The organism is Succinivibrio dextrinosolvens DSM 3072, from assembly GCF_900167015.1.
Classification (GTDB): Bacteria; Pseudomonadota; Gammaproteobacteria; order Enterobacterales; family Succinivibrionaceae; genus Succinivibrio; species Succinivibrio dextrinosolvens.
In genome coordinates, this window is sequence record NZ_FUXX01000077.1 from 1 (window position 1) to 4,139 (window position 4,139).

4 protein-coding genes are annotated in these 4,139 nt (G+C 30.6%); 3 read left to right on the forward strand and 1 reads right to left on the reverse strand.

Annotated features, from left to right (window positions below; translation table 11 throughout):
- The first annotated feature begins 601 nt into the window (after positions 1 to 601).
- The 3 genes from B5D46_RS11740 (at position 602) to B5D46_RS11750 (ending at position 3,944) form a co-directional block, all read left to right on the forward strand.
- Positions 602 to 1,846, forward strand: coding sequence for a nucleotide sugar dehydrogenase (locus B5D46_RS11740; protein ID WP_078929611.1), 1,245 nt, complete (start codon positions 602 to 604; stop codon positions 1,844 to 1,846).
- Between the two features lie 543 nt (positions 1,847 to 2,389).
- The gene (locus tag B5D46_RS11745) at positions 2,390 to 2,785 is read left to right on the forward strand and encodes a DUF6864 domain-containing function (RefSeq protein ID WP_143675686.1); all 396 of its coding nucleotides are present in this window, start codon (positions 2,390 to 2,392) and stop codon (positions 2,783 to 2,785) included.
- Positions 2,778 to 3,944, forward strand: a complete 1,167-nt coding sequence (locus B5D46_RS11750) for an AAA family ATPase (RefSeq protein ID WP_078929613.1) — start codon at positions 2,778 to 2,780, stop codon at positions 3,942 to 3,944. Before B5D46_RS11745 ends, B5D46_RS11750 begins: the two co-directional genes overlap by 8 nt.
- Here the strand turns inward: B5D46_RS11750 and B5D46_RS11755 are convergent.
- On the reverse strand, positions 3,888 to 4,139 hold a 252-nt coding region (locus B5D46_RS11755; protein ID WP_143675687.1), incomplete at its 5' end, for a transposase. The two genes, B5D46_RS11750 and B5D46_RS11755, sit on opposite strands and share 57 nt — an antisense overlap.

A 4,139-nucleotide genomic window follows, 5' to 3' on the forward strand; every position in this document is an offset into this window, starting at 1 on the left:
ACTACAAAGACCAAGAACAGAAAAAAGAGAAGAAAATGTATCAGTAAAATTGCTAGAAGAGGTATTTTTAGGTATCATATTAATGGTGTTTTTTTTATGTTAACTTTTTGTTTTCGCAGATAAAATTATAACATATTAAACACACCTTTTCATCGATATCTATCAGATATATAAGCCTTTTTTGCTTATAATCACACCTCTTCCCCAAAAATAAATCAATACAAGTTTTTAAAGAGCATCAAACCTGGAGTGAATCTAGTTTTGTTTTAAATTTCCATGTGGGAAACTAGAGTTAAGTAAAAAAAACAACCTTAATATGGGCGGTTACTAGATATAAAATAGGAATAAAACAAAATTCTCCCTTCCTAGAGAGTTTGTTTTTACTGATTGTTTTGTAATAATATTTTTAAACTTAGCAATATTTTATTAATAAATCATTTCAACAAATTAACTAACTCTTTTTAATAGCGACAAAAAAATATGCATTCACTTGTATACACATAATGATTTATAAGTTTAATTATGCATTGTTAAGTGTTATATTGTTCGACAATAACTATGTTTTCAAACAAATATTGAGATTATTAAAAAACTTTTTTATATGAATAATTTTAATGAATTAAAAATTTCTGTCGCAGGTACCGGCTACGTTGGTTTATCCATATCTGTGCTTTTATCTCAACACCATAAGGTTACAGCAGTTGATATTATTGAAGAGAAAGTAAATCTTATCAACAATCGTAAGAGTCCTATTCTGGATGAATATATTGAGAGATATCTTGCAACAAAAGATTTAAATCTAACTGCCACAACAGACTGGAATGCAGCATATGCTGATGCAGATTTTGTAGTTGTAGCAACTCCAACAAATTACGCCCCTGATAAAAACTTTTTTGATACTTCTGCTGTTGAATGTGTAATTCAACAGGTCTTATCTGTAAACAAAGATTCCTGTATTGTCATCAAGAGTACTATTCCTGTAGGCTTTACAAAATCTGTAAAAGAAAAATATCCTGAGGCTAAGATTCTATTCAGTCCTGAATTCTTACGTGAAAGTAAGGCTCTTTATGATAATCTCTATCCATCAAGAATTATTGTAGGTTGTGATGAGTCATCAGAAGAATATGCTCACACATTTGCAAAACTTCTTCAGGAAGGGGCTTTAAAAGAGAATATTGATACTCTATTTATGAGCTTTACAGAAGCTGAAGCCGTAAAACTATTTGCTAACACATACCTTGCTCTTAGAGTTGCTTACTTTAATGAGCTTGATACTTATTGTGAGCTGAAAGGTCTTTCTACAGTAAATGTAATTAATGGTGTTTGTTTAGATCCTAGAATCGGAAAACAGTATAACAATCCATCCTTTGGCTATGGCGGTTATTGTTTACCTAAGGATACCAAGCAGCTTTTGGCAAATTATTCAGATGTCCCTCAGAATCTGATATACGCAATTGTTGAATCAAACAGAACCAGAAAAGACTTTATTGCGGATAGAGTATTAAGGAAAGCTGGATATCACAGTTACTCTGAATCTGAATTTGACAGTAACAATGAGAAAAATATTGTTATTGGTGTCTATCGTCTAACCATGAAGAGTAATTCTGACAACTTCAGACAGTCATCAATTCAAGGGGTAATGAAGAGAATTAAAGCTAAAGGCGCAACTGTTGTTATCTATGAACCAACCTTACCTAGTGGTTCATCATTCTATAACAGTAAAGTGATAGGGGATTTAAATGAGTTTAAATCCATGTGCGATGCTATTGTTGTAAACAGAGTAGATGACTCCTTATCTGATGTTATGGAGAAGGTTTATACGAGAGATCTGTTTGGAAGGGATTAGTTTTTCTTTCTTATGAATGGCATAATCACTTCTCTATTAAGAGTTGATTTAATGGAATTTACACAGATAAGCGTTCACCGTTGAATATCTGGATAATAATCATCAAAAATGGGTAGAACTATATGGTAAATTTCTTTTGAAATTATTCATTCTGCAGTTAATGAATGGCAACTAATAAAGTGTATTGTAGTGAGTCTATATTATGAATGATTTTTTATAGTGTATTATCCATTTCTTATTGAGGTTTTAAGTTAGATTTAGACTTCTGGCCTCGAGATCAAATAATTACCAAATTTTTTCTTTTCGCTTTAATAGGGATATAGCTTAATTTACTAAAATTGAAATAAGCATGACAGAACATTTAATTTTTCTATTTTTTTTGTATTATTATCATTTAGTCTTTACATAAATAGACAATATATTCACTGTGTAGTTAAATCTGTCGTTATTTCTTTGCGTAGTATCGTCTGAGCATATAATATATTGTTATTTTTTTGTGGCTTTCATATTGATTTATTAATATTTTGGTTTTTTATGGTATATATGAAAAGTGGTAAATATGTAGTTGCTGAATGTGGCACTGGATTAACTTTTGATTCGTCCTCAGACCTTTTTCTTGATGTAACTCTATCTTCTAACGAAAATAGCAATAATTATTTTAAATTTGGTATATTGATTGATTTTTCTAATCAGGGTAAAGCTGTAAATTATAAAACTGAACTATCTAATGGTAAGCAAATATTACACATTACTCTTTGTGAGCCTAATAATTCAGTAGCTTTTGGAACTAAAAATCCAATTTTTTTTGGAACTTATGATAATAAAAATCTATACATAAGACTATGGATTACAAGAATGGGAAGTGATGATTCCGCAAAGCGAATTGATTATGCAATTTATCTAGAAGAGAATACTGAAAAGGGGTTATCTAATGAGTGAAATTGGTGGATTACTAATTAAAACAGGTGAAGGCCAACTTAGCACAGTACAATCTGAAACGGTAAACTTTTTTGAACAACCAGAAAATCAGTATGAATGTGATTCTGATAATTATTTAGACAGAATTGTTATTAAAAATGTTTTGGGAATTGCTGAATTAGATTTAAAGTTATCTCATAATATAAATGTTTTTATTGGAGATAATAGTACTGGTAAAACAGCAATTTTAAAATCCATCTACTCAGTAATGAGTGGATATGCAAGTTGTAAAGAGCATTTTACGAAATTAGATTTGCAGTCAAATATTGAAAAAAAGATAAAAGAGGTTTTTCGTCCAAATGAAAATAGGATTGGAAACATTGTAAAGAAGAAAACTGATCGAGCCTTTATTTCATTAAACTTTTTAAATGGTTCTGTAAGTGTAGATTTCAGTGCATCTGCATCAGAGCATGTTGTATGTAAAAGTGATTCATCCCTGAAGATTTCAAATAGGTTAGTATATATTCCTCCTAAAGAAATGATATCTGTTGATAATTTTTCTTCATTATATGAGCACTATCAAATTTCATTTGAAGAAATGTATTATGATTTATCTCGAAGATTGCAAATGCCTCGACCTACGCAATTAAACAATAAGTCAAAATCTGTTATAGAAGAGCTTACAAATTTAATTGATGGTGATATCGAATGGAAAGATCATAAGTTTTTCTACAAATCTTTGTCTAATTCTGAACAATATGAAATGGGATTGCTTTCTGAAGGTTATCGTAAAATTGGTACTTTAATTTATCTCATATCAAATGGAAACTTAAAGCAAGGATCTGTTTTGATTTGGGATGAACCAGAAACAAATATGAATCCACGAATGGTTGAAAAATTATGCAAAGCTTTTATTTCTCTTTCAACTCTAGGTGTACAGATTATCATTACAACTCACGATTATTTTATATCAAATGAGCTTGGTCTTTCTGCAAAATACGATAATAACTCATTAAAATTAGAATACAATTTTGTTTCTCTTTATCGTGCTGAAAATTGGTTCATCCGTGAATCTGTGGAAAGCCCTGATTTGAATATAACAAAATTCATTCTGGGCTTTCTTCTATCCAATCGTCGGGATTGGAGTAAACTTTCCTCTGAATGCACTTCTTATTCTTAAAAAGAAATAATCTAAATCTCTGTACCCATAGGCTACACGCTTTAGAACCTTTATCTTGTTATTTATACCTTCCAGAACACTTGTCCTGATATGGTAGATGCCGGCATTGGTAATGCCGTCTCTGTAGTGGTCATTCTGACTCTTAGCAAATTTCATTATTTCCTCAACACCAGAGGACATTGCCAGCCTTACCCA